This is a genomic window from Microbacterium pseudoresistens (assembly GCF_013409745.1).
In the GTDB taxonomy this organism is placed as follows: Bacteria; Actinomycetota; Actinomycetes; order Actinomycetales; family Microbacteriaceae; genus Microbacterium; species Microbacterium pseudoresistens.
In genome coordinates, this window is sequence record NZ_JACCBH010000001.1 from 2552737 (window position 1) to 2567157 (window position 14421).

A 14421-nucleotide genomic window follows, 5' to 3' on the forward strand; every position below is an offset into this window, starting at 1 on the left:
TGCCCGTGCATTCCCGCGCCGGCGCAGTACCGCTCAGCCGGACGGCAGCAGCACCGTGCGCAAGGTATCGAGCCCGACGCCGCCGAGATCGAGAGCCCGCTTGTGGAAGTCCTTGAACGAGAAGTCCTCCCCCGCCGCTTCGCGCGCCACCGATGCCACCTGCTCCCACATGCGCTGACCCACCTTGTACGACGGCGCCTGCCCGGGCCAGCCGAGATAACGGTTGACCTCGAACTGCACGAACTCGTCGGACATGTTGACGTTGCCGCGCATGAAGTCGAGCGCGTAGTCGGCGTCCCAGACGCCCTCGCTGTCGAGGCGGGGCTTGCCCAGGTGCACGCCGATGTCGAGCACCACGCGCGCGGCGCGCATCCGCTGCCCGTCGAGCATGCCCAGCCGGTCGGCCGGATCGTCGAGGTAGCCGAGCTGCTCCATCAGCCGCTCGGCGTATAGTGCCCATCCCTCGGCATGCCCGGAGGTGCCCGCCAGCAGGCGGCGCCACGAGTTCAGCTCTGACCGGTTGAATGTCGCCTGCGCGATCTGCAGGTGATGACCGGGCACGCCCTCGTGGTAGACCGTGGTCAGCTCCCGCCAGGTGTCGAACTCGTTGACGCCCTCGGGCACCGACCACCACATCCGACCCGGACGGGAGAAATCATCCGTCGGACCGGTGTAGTAGATGCCGCCTTCCTTCGTCGGCGCGATCATGCACTCCAGACGACGGATCTCCTCGGGGATGTCGAAGTGGGTCGCACCCAGCTCGGCCACGGCACGATCGCTGGTCTCCTGCATCCACTGCTGCAGCGCCTCGGTGCCGATGAGTTTGCGAGACGCATCCTGCTCGAGGTGGGCGACAGCCTCTTCCACGGTCGCCCCCGGCACGATCTCCTGAGCGATGGCGGTCTGCTCGGCGATCATGCGGGCGAGCTCTTCCCTCCCCCATTCGTACGTCTCGTCGAGGTCGATGGAGGCGCCGAGGAAGCGCCGCGAGTTGAGCGCGTACAGCTCGCGGCCCACGGCATCCTCCTCGGATGCCGCAGGGGCAAGTTCCTGGCTCAGGAACGAACGCAATTCGTCGTACGCGACACGTGCCGCTGCAGAGCGGTCGGTGAGCTCGCGGGCGAGGGATGCCGGCAGCTGCCCCTCCTCCGGCACGGCGTTGGCGACGAACTCGGCGAAGAAGCCGTCGTCGGCCGTGTAGCGCGTGATCTGGCCGGCGACCTCGAGCACCTGACGGCGTGCAGGCACCACGTCCCGGGTGATGCCCTCGCGGAGCGTCGCCACATACCCCTTCAATGCGGCAGGCACCGCGCCGAGGCGTTCGGAGACGACCGACCAGTCATCGACCGACCCCGTCGGCATGAGGTCGAACGCCTGGCGCACATCCTGCGCGGCCGAGGCGATCACGTTGAGATCGCGGAGGTGCCAGCGGGCTTCGTCGAGTTCGAGCGCGAGCCGCAGCTCGGCTCCCAGATCCGCCTGGGTGACCTCGTCGACGGCGTCGGCCGCGGTTGCGCTCTCGAGTGCCGAGAGCGTGCGCCGGGTGGCCTCGATCGACGCGGCATGCCCTTCGGGGCTCAGATCGTCGAGGCGCGTGTTCACCTCATCGCGTCCGATGTAGGTTCCGAGGATCGGCGAGATGTCGACGAGGGTGTCGACCCACTCCTCGGCGATCTGGTCGATCGCGGTCGGCGTGCGCGGAGCTGAGGACGGTTCGGTCATCACTCGAGCGTAGCGCGGCCGATGCCCCCGCCATCGGACGGCACTCTTCCGGCGCTTCGCTCCCCCCAGGTCAGTGCGCGGCGTCGTTCCAGTTGTCGCCGCGCCCCACCTGCACGTCCAGGGGCACGGAGAGCTCGGCGGCGCCCCCCATCCGGGTGCGCACGATCTCCTCCGTGGCGTCCCACTCGCCTTCGGCGACCTCCACGACGAGCTCGTCGTGGATCTGCAGAAGCACCCGAGAACGCAGTTCGCGCTGGCGCAGATCGGCGTGGATGCGGAAGAGCGCGATCTTCATGATGTCGGCCGCACTGCCCTGGATCGGAGCATTCAGGGCCGCGCGCTCGGCGTTCTCCCGCAGCACCCGGTTGGGGCTGGTCAGGTCGGGGAAGGGGCGTCTGCGGCCGAAGATCGTCTCGGTGTAGCCGACCTCCTTCGCGGCGAGCACAGAGGCGCGCAGGTAATCGCGCACGGCGCCGAAGCGTGCGAAGTACTCCAGCATGAGCTGCTTGGCCTCGGACTGTTCGATGCGCAGCTGCTTGGACAGACCGAACGCGCTCAGCCCGTAGACGAGCCCGTACGACATCGCCTTGACCTTGGTGCGCATCGCGGGAGTGACCTCGGCGGGGTCGACTCCGAACACGCGCGCACCGATGAAGCGGTGCAGGTCTTCTCCGGAGTTGAACGCCTCGATCAGTCCGGCGTCGCCGGAGAGGTGTGCCATGATCCGCATCTCGATCTGCGAGTAGTCGGCGGTGAGCAGCGTCTCGTAGCCGTCACCGACCTCGAATGCAGAGCGGATGCGCCGAGACTCCTCCGTGCGCACGGGGATGTTCTGCAGGTTCGGATCGGTGCTGGAGAGCCGCCCGGTCTGGCTGCCCGTCTGCACGTACGTGGTGTGGATGCGCCGGTCGTCGCGGATGGCCGCATCCAGGGACTCGATGATCTGCCGCAGCTTGGTGGCCTCGCGGTGCTGCAGCAGCAGATCGAGGAACGGGTGCGGGTTGCTCTCCTGCAGATCCGCGAGCACGGCGGCATCGGTCGAATAGCCGGTCTTCGTCTTGCGCGTCTTCGGCAGTGCGAGGTCTTCGAACAGCACCTCCTGCAGCTGTTTGGGGGATCCGAGATTCACCTCGCGACCGATGATGGCGAACGCCTCCTGCGCGATCCGCTCCGCGCGCTGCCCCAGCTCGGCGGAGAAGCTCGCGAGCTTCTCGTGCGACACGGCGACTCCCGCGAGCTCCATGTCGGCGAGCGTCAGCAGCGAGGGCAGCTCGATATCGTTCAGCACGGCGGCCACGCCATCGGGCAGGTCGTCGCGCAGCGCGTCGGCCGTTCGACGGATGAACCACGCCAGCTGCGCCGGGGTCGCCCCCTCGGTCTCGGGCACGAGCTGCGACGGGTCGGCCTCGGGAAGCTTCTCCCCGAGGTAGCGGTCGACGAGGTCTGCCAGCGACTTGTCGGGGAAGCTCGGTCGCAGCAGCCAGCCCGCGAGGCTCGTGTCGTAGGCGAGTCCGCCTAGACGGATGCCCGCACTCGCGAGCGCCTTCACCTGCGGCTTGGCGTCGTGCATGACGACGGGGGTTTCCGACTCGAGCCAGTCGCGCACCGCATCGCGCACGCTGTCGTTCCAGTCGGCTTCGACGAGATCGTCGCCGGAGGCGATGCCGATGCGCTGGAGCTCGCTGCCCACCAGGCTGAGCACGAGCGCACTCTCGCCATCGTGTGTCGCGATCCACTCCTCCAGCGCGTGCGCATCGAGCTGGTCGGCGCCGGGCACGACGACCTGCATCGCCGGGTCTTCGTGCGGTTCCTCGGCGTTGGTCGCCTCGAACACCCGCGGAAGCAGTGTGCGGAACTCCAGCCGCGCGAAGATGTCGCGTACGGCCTGGGCGTCGATGGGCGCGACGGCGAGCTCCGAGGGGCCGACGGGCAGCTCCACGTCGCGCAGCAGACGGTTGAGTCTCCGGTTGCGGCGCACATCGTCGATGTGCTCGCGCAGATTGCCGCCGACGACACCTTTGATCTCGTCAGCGCGCTCGAGCAGCTCATCAAGCGTGCCGAACTGCGTCAGCCACTTCACCGCCGTCTTCTCGCCCACCTTGGGCACGCCGGGCAGATTGTCGCTGGTCTCGCCGACCAGGGCCGCGATGTCGGGATACTGCTCGGGGCGAACGCCGTAGCGCTCCTGCACGGCGGCGGGATCGTAGCGCTTGAGCTGGGAGACGCCTTGGACCGACGGGTAGAGCAGGGTGACGTCGTCGGTGACGAGCTGGATCGTGTCACGATCACCCGAGACGACGAGCACGTCATAGCCCTGATCGGCGCCCTGGGCGGCAAGGGTCGCGAGGATGTCGTCGGCCTCGACGGTCTCCTTCGTGAGCACCGGGATCGACATGGCCGCAAGGCAGTCCTGCAGCAGCGGGATCTGCCCTCGGAACTCCTGCGGCGTTTCGGAGCGGGTGGCCTTGTACTCGGCGTACTCGTCGGTGCGGAACGAATGACGCGACGTGTCGAACGCGATCGCCAAGTGGGTCGGCTTCTCCGCCTTGAGCAGGTTCACGAGCATCGACAGGAAGCCGTAGATGGCGTTCGTGTGCTGGTTGTCCTTGGTCGTGAAGTTCTCGACGGGAAGCGCGAAGAATGCGCGGTAGGCGAGCGAATGGCCGTCGATGACCATGAGGGTAGGCTTTGCGGAGTCCGTCACACTGCCAGCCTAATCAGGGGCGCGGACACCCGAGGAGGAACGATGACCGACGCGCCTGCATCCGAGGGACTGGAGTGGACCGCGCAGCGCGGGATGGGCGCCTTGGCGCAGAAGATGGGGATGCGGTTCACCGAGTTCACCGTGGAGCGCTGCGTCGCCACGATGCCGGTCGAGGGCAACACCCAGCCCGTCGGACTCCTCCACGGCGGTGCCTACGTCGTGCTCGGCGAATCGCTCGGATCGATGGCCGCGAACCTCCACGCGGGCCCGGGGCGCCTCGCCGTCGGTGTCGACATCAATGCCACGCACACGCGCTCGGCCACGAGCGGGATCGTGACGGGCGTGTGCACCCCGATCCACCTGGGCCGCAGCATGACGGTGCACGAGATCGTCGTGTCCGACGATCAGGGGCGACGCTGCTCGACGGTGCGCATCACGAACATGATCAAGGCGATGCCGTAGCGCGGCGACGTTTCGACGCGCCGCGCAGGCTCACTTCTTCGGTGCGAGCTGCTCGATGATCGCCTTGGCGACGTCCTGCATGGTCAGGCGGCGATCCATCGAGGCCTTCTGGATCCAGCGGAACGCCTCGGGCTCGCTGAGACCCATCTTCTCGTTGAGCAGGCCCTTGGCGCGGTCCACGAGCTTGCGGGTCTCGAAGCGCTCGACCATGTCGGCGACCTCGGCCTCGAGTGTGATGATCTGCTCGTGGCGGGCCAGGGCGATCTCGATCGCAGGGAGCAGGTCGTTGGGCGTGAAGGGCTTCACGACGTAGGCGAGCGCGCCCGCCTCGCTGGCGCGCTCGACGAGTTCCTTCTGGCTGAAGGCGGTCAGCAGCACGACGGGCGCGATGTTGGCCTTGTGCAGCTTCTCCGCGGCGCTGATGCCGTCGAGCTGAGGCATCTTGACGTCCATGATGACGAGGTCGGGACGCAGCTCGGTGGCCAACTGCACGGCCGTCTCGCCGTCGCCGGCCTCGCCGACCACGTCGAAGCCGTTGTCGCGGAGGATCTCGACGATGTCGAGACGGATCAACGACTCGTCCTCGGCGACGACGACCCGTCGCGGCGCGGAGGGCGTGGGCTGCTCAGGCTGCTCTTGCTCGGTCACCCGTCCATCCTAGAGGACGACGCCTCGTCGCCCGGCGCATTGGCGCGTGCGAGAACTCTGAAAGTGCCGGCGGTGGGACTCGAACCCACACGCCCGTGAGGACAGAGCATTTTGAGTGCTCCGCGTCTGCCATTCCGCCACGCCGGCCCGCAGACGACTTTATCGCACGGCGAACAGCGCAGACGCCAGGAGGGGGCGGGGTCCGAAGAACCCGCCCCCTCCTCATGCGCGCTGATCGATCAGACGCCCGACTTGTACACCGGTGCCGCACCGCCGACGGCATCCCCGACCTTGTGCACGCGGATGTCGTTCGTCGATCCGATGATTCCGGGAGGCGACCCCGAGATCACCACGACGCGGTCGCCTTCCTCGGCCAGTCCCTCTCCGAGCAGATACTCATCGACCTGGTGATACATGAGGTCGGTGTGCTGCACGGCGTCGACCAGGGTTGAACGGATGCCCCAGGTCAGCGCCATGCGACGACGAATCGCGGGCTCGGGCGTGAAGGCCAGCATCGGGATGCGCGAGCGGAGCCGCGAGAGCCGGCGCGCGGAGTCGCCGGACTGCGTGAACACGCACAGGAACTTCGCCTCGACGAACTCGGCGACCTCGAGGGCGGCGAGCGTGATCGCCCCGCCCTGGGTCCGCGGTTTGGCGGCGAGCGGGTGGATGCGCTCCAGGCCGTGCTCCTCCGTGGACTCGACGATGCGGGCCATGGTCTCGACGACGACGACGGGGTACTCCCCCACGCTCGTCTCGCCCGAGAGCATCACCGCGTCGGCGCCGTCGAGCACGGCGTTGGCGACGTCGGAGGTCTCGGCACGGGTGGGCACGGGACTGGAGATCATGGACTCCAGCATCTGCGTGGCCACGATGACCGGCTTGGCGTTGCGACGGGCGAGCTCCACCGCGCGCTTCTGCACGATGGGCACGGCCTCCAGCGGAAGCTCCACGCCGAGGTCGCCGCGAGCGACCATGATCCCGTCGAACGCGTCGACGATCTCCTCGAGCGCATCGACCGCCTGCGGCTTCTCGATCTTGGCGATGACGGGGATGCGCACCCCCTCCTCGTCCATGATCTCGTGCACGCGGGTGACGTCGCTGGCGTTGCGCACGAACGACAGCGCGATGAGATCGGCACCGGTGCGAAGACCCCAGCGCAGATCGTCTTCGTCCTTCTCGCTCAGCGCGGGCACGTTCACGGCCACGCCGGGCAGGTTGATGCCCTTGTTGTTCGACACGGCGCCGGCGACGACGACGCGGGTGGTCACGACGGTGCCGTCGGTCTCGACGACCTCAACGCGCACCTTGCCGTCGTCGATCAGGAGGAAATCGCCGGGCTTGACGTCTTGCGGCAGCCCCTTGAACGTCGTTCCGCAGATCTCCCGGTTGCCGATGATGTCCTCGGTGGTGATCTTGAAGATGTCACCGACCTCGAGCTCGTACGGTCCGTTTTCGAACCGGCCGAGACGGATCTTCGGGCCCTGCAGGTCGACGAGCACGGCGACCGCGCGACCGGAGTCGTCGGCGGCGCGGCGCACGTTGGCGTAGTTCGCCTCGTGCACGGAGTAGTCGCCGTGGCTGAGGTTCAGACGGGCGACATCCACCCCCGCGTCGATCAGCTGTCGAACCGTGTCATAGGTCGAGGTGGCAGGTCCGAGTGTGGCGACGATCTTGGCGCGTCTCAAATCAAAGTCTCCGAGTCGAAAGAGGAAGGAAAGGGATGGCCACGTTGCCGCAGCCAGCCTACGCGGGCTGGAGCCCGATGGCGACATCCGTCGGCCGTACCGGCGACGGCAGTTCACTCTCTCCCATAAGATAGCGGTCCACTCCCGCCGCCGCGGCGCGCCCCTCGGCGATGGCCCACACGATGAGCGACTGGCCGCGACCGGCGTCACCCGCGACGAAGACGCCCTGCTGCGTGGATGCGTACTCGTCGTCGCGCACGAAGGCTCCGCGATCGGTGAGCTGGAGGCGAGACGCGTCGGTGAACGTGTCGTGCTCGGGTCCGGTGAAGCCCATCGCGATGAGCACGAGATCGGCGGGGATCTCGCGCTCCGTGCCGCTCTTGGGTATGCGACGGCCGTCGACGTACTCGGTCTCGGCCACCCGCAGCGCCCTGACCTCGCCGGCATCGTTCGCGAGGAACTCGACGGTCGAGGCGAGATACATCCGCTCGCCGCCCTCCTCGTGCGCCGACTGCACCTCGAACACCGTCGGCATCATCGGCCAGGGCTGGTCGTCCGGGCGGGTGTCGGACGGCTGGCGGCCGATCGCGAGGTTCGTCACGCTCAACGCCCCCTGGCGGTGGGCGGTGCCGATGCAGTCGGCGCCAGTGTCGCCGCCGCCGATCACGATGACGTGCTTGCCCTCGGCCGTGATCTGGTTCGGCACAGGGGCCCCCGCGACCGCCTTGTTCGACTCGACGAGGTACTCCATCGCGAAGTGCACGCCGTCGAGATCGCGCCCCGGGATGGGCAGGTCGCGCGGCATCGTCGCGCCAGTGGCGACGACCACGGCGTCGTAACGCGTGCGCAGCTCGTCCCAGGAGATGTCGACGCCGATCTCGACACCGGCACGGAAGCGCGTGCCCTCCTCCTGCATCTGACGCAGGCGTGCGTCGATGACTGTCTTCTCCATCTTGAAGTCGGGGATGCCGTAGCGCAGCAGTCCGCCGATGCGATCGTCGCGTTCGAACACGGCCACGGTGTGCCCGGCGCGGGTGAGCTGCTGGGCCGCGGCGAGGCCGGCGGGCCCGGAGCCGACGACGGCGACGGTCTTTCCGGTGAGTCGCTCGGGCGGCTGCGGCGTGACCCACCCCTTGGAGGTGGCTTCGTCGATGATCGCGACCTCGATCTGCTTGATCGTGACCGCGGGCTGGTTGATGCCGAGCACGCACGCGCTCTCGCACGGAGCAGGACACAGGCGCCCGGTGAACTCCGGGAAGTTGTTCGTCGCGTGCAGGCGTTCGATCGCCGAGCGGCCCTCGCCGCGCCAGGTCAGATCGTTCCACTCGGGGATGAGGTTGCCCAGCGGGCAGCCCTGGTGGCAGAACGGCACGCCGCAGTCCATGCAGCGCCCGGCCTGGCGTCGCAAGACGCCGGAGTCACGCGCCTCGTACACCTCTTTCCAGTCCATGATGCGCACGGGAACGGGACGGCGCGCAGGCAGCTCCCGCTCCGTGACCTTCAGAAAACCCTTGGGATCAGCCACCGGTCACCTCCAGGATCCGGGTCCAGACAACGTCGCCGTCGGGATCGAGCCCCGCATCCTGCGCCTCTTCCCGCGTGCGCAGCACGGCCGCGTAATCACGCGGGACGATCTTCACGAACTCACGCGACACGGTGTCGAAGTCGGCGAGGATCTCTTGGGCCAGCGGCGAGCCGGTGCGCTCGAGATGCTCGGTCACCAGGCTCCGCAGCACCTCGAGATCGGCGCGGTCGAGCGGTTCGAGGATGAGCTCCCCGCTGCTCAGCGACTGAGCGTTGATCTTCTCCTCGGCCAGGCCCCGCGCGTAGGCGACGCCACCGGACATCCCGGCGCCGACGTTGCGGCCGGTGTCGCCGAGGATCACCGCCACTCCCCCGGTCATGTACTCCAGCGCGTGGTCGCCCACGCCTTCGACGACCGCGGTCGCCCCGGAGTTGCGCACGAGGAACCGTTCGCCCACGACACCCGAGATGTACATCGATCCGGCGGTGGCGCCGTAGCCGATCACGTTGCCGGCGATGACGTTGCGGTGCGGGGCGAAGGTCGCCGAGCGGGGCGGACGGATCGTGATGTCGCCGCCGGAAAGGCCCTTGCCGACGTAGTCGTTCGCATCGCCCTCCAAGCGCAGCGCGATCCCCGCGGGCAGGAATGCGCCCAGCGACTGACCGGCCGTGCCGTGCAGCGTGATGTCGATCGTCTCGGGAGCCAGTCCCGCCGCGCCGTACCGGCGGGTGACTTCGTGACCCAGCATCGTGCCCACGGCGCGCTCCGTGTTGCGGATCGGCAGCTCGATGACCACGGGTGCCTTGGCCTCCAGCGCTTCGCGGGCCATCTGGATGACCGGCGCGTCGAAGTGGGCCTCGAGCTCGTGATCCTGTTCCCGCGCGCTGCGGCGCGGCTCGTCGGCCGGGAACACCGGGCCCTCGAGGATCGGGGCGAGGTCGAGGCCGTCGGCCTTCCAGTGCTCGATCGCGGCGTCGGTGCGCAGCAGATCCGCCCGGCCGACGATCTCGTCGATGCTGCGGAAACCGAGCCCGGCGAGGATCTCGCGCACCTCTTCGGCGATGAACTCCATGAAGTTCACGACGAACTCCGGCTTGCCTGTGAAGCGCTCGCGCAGGACCGGGTTCTGGGTGGCCACGCCCACCGGGCAGGTGTCGAGGTGGCACACGCGCATCATGATGCACCCGCTCACCACCAGCGGCGCCGTGGCGAATCCGAACTCCTCGGCACCGAGGAGCGCGCCGATGACGACATCGCGACCGGTCTTGAGCTGGCCGTCGACCTGCACCACCACGCGATCGCGCATGTTGTTGAGCATGAGCGTCTGCTGAGTCTCCGCGAGCCCCAGCTCCCACGGGGTTCCCGCGTGCTTGAGCGAGTTCAGCGGACTGGCGCCCGTGCCGCCGTCGTGACCGGAGACGAGCACGACGTCGCTGAGCGCCTTCGCCACGCCCGCCGCCACCGCGCCGATGCCGGACTGGCTCACGAGCTTGGTGTGGATGCGCGCGCGGGGGTTCGCGCGCTTGAGGTCGAAGATCAGCTGCTTGAGGTCTTCGATCGAGTAGATGTCGTGGTGCGGAGGCGGCGAGATGAGCCCGACGCCCGGTGTCGCGTGCCTGGTTCTGGCCACCCACGGATACACCTTCTGCGGAGGCAGCTGACCTCCCTCGCCCGGCTTCGCACCCTGGGCGAGCTTGATCTGGATGTCATCCGCCTCGGTGAGGTAGTGGCTCGTGACGCCGAATCGCCCAGAGGCAACCTGCTTGATCGCGCTGCGCCGCTCCGGATCGATGAGGCGTTCGGGATCCTCGCCTCCCTCGCCGGTGTTCGATTTGGCCCCGAGGCGGTTCATCGCGATCGCGAGGGTCTCGTGCGCCTCCTGGGAGATCGAGCCGTAGCTCATCGCGCCGGTGGAGAAGCGCTTCACGATCGACGAGACGGGCTCGACCTCGTCGAGAGGCACGGGCGGGCGCTCCCCGGTGCGCAGCTCGAACAGCCCGCGCACGGTCTTCAGTTCCCGGGACTGCTCGTCCACGAGCTTCGTGTACTCGCGGAAGATGTCGTAGCGGCGCGTGCGGGTGGAGTGCTGCAGCCGGAACACCGTCTCCGGGTTGAACAGGTGCGGCGAGCCGTCGCGGCGCCACTGGTACTCTCCGCCCGTCCAGAGCCGTTCATGCGCACGGGCTGCCGCATCCTCCGGGTAGGCGTAGTCGTGCCTGGCCTGGTTCTCGGCGAAGACCTCTTCGATGCCGATGCCGCCGAGCTTGGTCTCGGTGCCGGTGAAGTAGGCGTCCACGAACTCCTGGCTGAGGCCCACAGCCTCGAACACCTGGGCTCCTGCGTACGACGAGACGGTGGAGATGCCCATCTTCGACATGATCTTGAGCACGCCCTTGCCGAGCGCGTAGATGAGGTTGCGCACCGCCGTCTCGGGCTCGATCCCCGTGATGAACCCCGTGCGCACGAGGTGCTCGACGGTCTCCATCGCCAGGTACGGATTGACGGCCGAGGCGCCGTAGCCGATGAGAGTCGCGACATGGTGCACTTCGCGTACGTCCCCGGCCTCGACGATCAGGCCCACCTTCATCCGGTTCTCCTTGCGGATGAGATGGTGGTGCACCGCCGAGAGCATGAGCAGCGACGGGATCGGGACGAGATCCTTGTTGGAGTCGCGGTCCGAGAGGATGATGAACTCCGCGCCGTCCGCGATGGCGGCGTCGACTTCGTCGCACATCTCGGCCAGACGCTCCTGCATCGTGTGCTCGCCGGCGTCGAAGTGGTAAAGACCCTGGATCGTCGCGCTCAGACGGCCGGGCAGTGCCCGGTCGATGTGGCGGATCTTGGCCAGCTCGTCGTTGTCGATCACCGGGAAGTCGAGTGTGACGGAGCGGGCGTGCTCGGGCCCGGCGTCGAGCAGGTTGCGCTCCGGGCCGAGGCCCAGCGCAAGGCTCGTGACGACCTCTTCGCGGATCGCGTCCAGCGGCGGATTGGTCACCTGGGCGAACTGCTGCACGAAGTAGTCGAAGAGCAGGCGCGGGCGCTTGCTCAGCACGGCGATCGGCGTGTCGCTGCCCATCGCGCCCAGCGGCTCCGCACCGGTCTGTCCCATCGGCGTGAGCAGGATCTTGACCTCTTCCTCGGTGTAGCCGAAGGTGCGCTGGCGGCGGGTGATCGATGCCGGCGGATGAACGATGTGCTCGCGCTCGGGCAGGTCGGCGAGGCGCACAGTGCCCTCGTCGAGCCACTTCTGCCAGGGTTGCATGCTCGCCAGCTCGCTCTTGATCTCCTCGTCCTCGACGATGCGCCCCTGCGCGGTGTCGACGAGGAACATGGTTCCCGGCTGCAGGCGACCACGGCGCTTGATGCGCTCCGGCTCGAACTCCAGCACCCCGGTCTCGCTGCCGATGACGACCAGACCGTCGGTGGTCTCGGTCCAACGGCCGGGTCGCAGCCCGTTGCGGTCGAGGGTGGCGCCGACGAGGGTGCCGTCGGTGAAGATCAGCGCGGCGGGGCCGTCCCACGGCTCCATCTGGTTCGCGTGGTACTGGTAGAAGGCGCGCAGGTCGGGATCGAGCCCGGTCTGCTTCTCCCAGGCGGCCGGGACCATCATCATGATGGCGTGCGGCAGGCTGCGGCCGGTGAGCGTCAGCAGCTCGAGCACCTCGTCGAACGAGGCCGAGTCGCTCGCGCCGTCGGGGCAGATCGGAAGCAGCGGGCGGATGTCGCCGAGCAGGTCGGATTCGAGCTGCGACTGGCGGGCGCGCATCCAGTTGCGGTTGCCGCCGACGGTGTTGATCTCGCCGTTGTGGGCGAGCATCCGCAGCGGCTGCGCGAGCGGCCACGACGGGAAGGTGTTGGTGGAGTAGCGCGAGTGCACCACGGCGAGCTCCGAGGTGAAGCGCTCGTCCTGCAGATCGGGGTAGAACGGCTCGAGCTGCAAAGTGGTGACCATACCCTTGTACCCGAGCGTGCGGGAGGACAGCGAGACGAAGTATGCATCGAGCTCGTGCCCGGCGCGCTTGCGCAGCCGGTAGGCGAGGCGATCCAGCGCGATGCCCGAGACGGCGTCGTCACCCGTGCCGTACGACACGAACAGCTGCTCGAAGGCGGGGCGGGCCTCATCGGCGAGCTTGCCGAGGTGGGAGTTCTCGGTGGGAACGGTGCGCCAGCCGAGGACGGTGAGCCCTTCAGACCGGGCGATCTTCTCGATGCCGGCCTTCTGCGTGCGGCGGGCGCCCGCGTCGCGCGGGAGGAAGGCGAGTCCCGCGGCGTACTCGCCTGCGGGGGGAAGTTCGAAGGAGACGACCTGCCGGAGGAAGTCGTCGGGCATCTGCGTCAGGATTCCGGCTCCGTCGCCGGTGCCCGCGTCGGAGCCGATCGCTCCGCGGTGCTCGAGGTTGCGCAGGGCCTCGAGCGCGAGCTGGATGATGTCGTGTCCGGGAGTGCCCCGGAGGGTTGCGACCATGGCCAGGCCGCAGGCGTCTTTCTCGAACGCCGGGTTGTACATGCCCTGCTTCGGGGGGTAGGCGCCGGAGGCGCCGTAGGGAGGCTGGAAGTACACGGAATACCGTCCTCAGAACTCGAATGACCTCGGGGACGACATCGGCCCGCTCGAACAGAAGGTGAGCCCCGCCGGAGCGCGGGATCTCATCGGGCGGGAAGCTCTCTCAGGAGCCTTCCCCACCGGAGGGAGCGGTGCTTGTGGCGGGGGCTCCCGTGACGACCGGGTCGGCCGGAGGTGCGCTCAGGTCGACGTAATCGCTCGAATCGTCAGCCGATTCTACCTCAGCGGCACCCGGTCCTCGGCCGGGCATGTAGGGCGAGGGCTCGCGCCCCGGGTGACGGCGGGTCTGCACGATGAGGATGACGATTCCGACCACGATCCCGGCGATCGCCGCCCAGACGTTCGTGCGCAGGCCGAAGTAGATCTCGCTGGGGTCGATGCGGATCGACTCCCACACGGTGCGTCCGGCGCCGTACCAGATGAGGTAGATCGCGAAGAGCTTGCCCCACTGCAGGTGGAACGCGCGACCGGCCCAGAGCAGCACCAGCACGCCCAGCACGTTCCAGACGACCTCGTACAGGAAGGTGGGGTGGAACAGCGTGCCCTCCGGCAGCCCCGCGGGGAAGGCCGGATTGGAGGACTCGATCTCCAGCCCCCACGGCAGATCCGTGGGCAGGCCGAACAGCTCGTGGTTGAACCAGTTGCCGAAGCGCCCCAAGGCCTGAGCCAGAAGGATCCCGGGCGCGAGCGCGTCGGCGAATGTCCAGAACCGGATCCCGGTCCACTTGCATCCGAGCCACGCACCCACGGCACCGCCGATGAGGGCGCCGAAGATCGCGATCCCACCCTCCCAGATGTAGAACACCGCCCAGATGTTCTTGCCCTCGCCGAAGTAGAACCCCGGATGGGTGAGCACGTGGAAGATGCGCGCGGCGATGATGCCCAGCGGCACGGCGAGGATGGCGATGTCGATCACGACCCACGGCTCGGCGCCCCGCCTGGTGAGCCGGTGGTTCGTCAGCAGCACGGCGACGATGATCCCGGTGATGATGCACAGCGCGTAGATGTGGATGCGCAGCGGTCCGAGATCGAAGTAGCTGACCGGGGGGCTCGGGATGCTGGTGGTCACGCCGACGAGGGCGTGCTGGAGCGCGGTGGGCATGGATTC

Annotated in this window: 8 protein-coding genes and 1 tRNA gene; 1 reads left to right on the forward strand and 8 read right to left on the reverse strand. The window is 68.2% G+C overall.

Annotated elements, in window-relative coordinates:
• Positions 1 to 33: 33 nt before the first annotated feature.
• Together BKA02_RS12565 and polA are read right to left on the reverse strand one after the other, a co-directional pair.
• Positions 34 to 1722 (reverse strand): DUF885 domain-containing protein, encoded by a 1689-nt coding sequence (locus BKA02_RS12565; protein WP_179434514.1) that lies wholly within the window; start codon positions 1720 to 1722, stop codon positions 34 to 36.
• Positions 1723 to 1792: 70 nt separating this feature from the next.
• Positions 1793 to 4426, reverse strand: coding sequence for a DNA polymerase I (polA, locus tag BKA02_RS12570; RefSeq protein WP_179434516.1), 2634 nt, complete (start codon positions 4424 to 4426; stop codon positions 1793 to 1795).
• Positions 4427 to 4468: 42 nt separating this feature from the next.
• Here polA and BKA02_RS12575 point away from each other — a divergent pair, with 42 nt between their 5' ends.
• Complete coding sequence (locus BKA02_RS12575; protein WP_179434518.1) at positions 4469 to 4888, forward strand: hotdog fold thioesterase; 420 nt, start codon at positions 4469 to 4471, stop codon at positions 4886 to 4888.
• A gap of 30 nt (positions 4889 to 4918) precedes the next feature.
• On the opposite strand, the gene BKA02_RS12580 is transcribed toward BKA02_RS12575, so the two are convergent.
• The 6 genes from BKA02_RS12580 to lgt all read right to left on the reverse strand — a co-directional run bounded on the left by BKA02_RS12580 (position 4919) and on the right by lgt (position 14415).
• Positions 4919 to 5536, reverse strand: a complete 618-nt coding sequence (locus BKA02_RS12580) for a response regulator (RefSeq protein WP_179434520.1) — start codon at positions 5534 to 5536, stop codon at positions 4919 to 4921.
• Positions 5537 to 5600: 64 nt separating this feature from the next.
• A tRNA-Leu gene (locus tag BKA02_RS12585) sits at positions 5601 to 5683 on the reverse strand.
• Between the two features lie 92 nt (positions 5684 to 5775).
• Positions 5776 to 7224 carry a pyruvate kinase gene (gene pyk / locus BKA02_RS12590; RefSeq protein ID WP_179434521.1) on the reverse strand — a complete coding sequence of 483 codons (1449 nt, stop codon included), beginning with the start codon at positions 7222 to 7224 and terminating at the stop codon, positions 5776 to 5778.
• Positions 7225 to 7282: 58 nt separating this feature from the next.
• Positions 7283 to 8749: a glutamate synthase small subunit gene (locus tag BKA02_RS12595; RefSeq protein ID WP_179434522.1), complete on the reverse strand. Its 1467-nt coding sequence runs from the start codon at positions 8747 to 8749 to the stop codon at positions 7283 to 7285.
• Positions 8742 to 13256, reverse strand: coding sequence for a glutamate synthase large subunit (gene gltB / locus BKA02_RS12600; RefSeq protein WP_179435478.1), 4515 nt, complete (start codon positions 13254 to 13256; stop codon positions 8742 to 8744). Before gltB ends, BKA02_RS12595 begins: the two co-directional genes overlap by 8 nt.
• A gap of 160 nt (positions 13257 to 13416) precedes the next feature.
• Positions 13417 to 14415, reverse strand: a complete 999-nt coding sequence (gene lgt, locus BKA02_RS12605; protein ID WP_179434523.1) for a prolipoprotein diacylglyceryl transferase — start codon at positions 14413 to 14415, stop codon at positions 13417 to 13419.
• Positions 14416 to 14421: the final 6 nt, after the last annotated feature.